At 69.2% G+C, this 552-nt stretch carries 1 protein-coding gene; it reads left to right on the top strand.

The features are described 5' to 3' along the window. Positions 1 to 91: 91 nt before the first annotated feature. A partial coding sequence (locus C3481_RS16285; protein ID WP_146053685.1) for a pyridoxal-phosphate dependent enzyme occupies positions 92 to 552 on the top strand: 461 nt, incomplete at its 3' end.

Here is a 552-nt window from a genome sequence, read left to right as displayed (position 1 = left end):
TTCGCGCGAGGCTCACGGCCAGGGAAGGTGCCAATTCCGTCTCACGGCGAGATGCGTCGTGAGGAAGATGAGGAGAAAGGGCCTCGCCTCCATGGCTGTGCAGACAGTTGCCACCACCAGCGAATCCACCGTCGACCTCGGCCCCGCCGCGGCCCTGAGCTGTCGCGAGTGCGGTCACCGGGTGCCGCTCGGCCCGGTCTTCGCCTGCGAGGAGTGCTTCGGCCCGCTGGAGATCGCCTACGACTTCTCCGCCTACGACACCGAGGAACTGCGCCGCCGCATCGAGGCGGGTCCCGCGAACATCTGGCGCTACGCGCCCCTGCTGCCGGTGCCGGCGGACGTCGCCGACAAGCCGAACATCAACCCCGGCTGGACCAAGCTCGTCAAGGCCGACAACCTGGCCCGCGAGCTGGGCGTGACCGGCGGTCTGTACGTGAAGGACGACTCCGGCAACCCGACCCACTCCTTCAAGGACCGGGTCGTCGCCCAGGCCCTGGAGGCCGCCCGCGCCTTCGGCTTCACCACCCTGTCCTGCTCCTCCACCGGCAACCT

The organism is Microbacterium sp. Ru50 (assembly GCF_002920555.1).
Lineage (GTDB): Bacteria > Actinomycetota > Actinomycetes > Actinomycetales > Microbacteriaceae > Microbacterium > Microbacterium arborescens.
The sequence above is the reverse complement of the archived record's forward strand: the minus strand, read 5'-3'. Positions and strand labels throughout refer to the sequence as shown.